The sequence below is a fragment of the Pseudoalteromonas rubra genome (genome assembly GCF_005887095.1).
Taxonomy (GTDB): domain Bacteria; phylum Pseudomonadota; class Gammaproteobacteria; order Enterobacterales; family Alteromonadaceae; genus Pseudoalteromonas; species Pseudoalteromonas rubra_E.
On record NZ_PNCI01000180.1, the window covers coordinates 1 to 269 of the forward strand.

Annotated in this window: 1 protein-coding gene; it reads left to right on the forward strand. The window is 42.8% G+C overall.

The window, feature by feature from the left end; all coding sequences use genetic code 11:
• Window positions 1–269 (forward strand): alpha/beta fold hydrolase (locus tag CWB99_RS23795; protein WP_138686255.1); only part of this gene is annotated, 269 nt, incomplete at both ends.

Here is a 269-nt window from a genome sequence, read left to right on the forward strand (position 1 = left end):
TAGAAGAAGTAGAACAAGTGCGTAAAGCTATTGGTGCCGATAGCACGAACTTCTATGTGCTCGGTAACTCTTGGGGTGGTATCCTCGCCATGGAATATGCCCTCAAATACCAACAGCATATAAAAGGCTTACTCGTATCGAATATGGTGAGTAGCGCGCCTGAATATGGTAAATATGCCGATGAAGTACTCGCTAAACAAATGAAGCCCGAAGTACTGCAAACAATCCGCGCAATCGAAGCCAAAAAAGATTTTAGCAATCCAAAATAT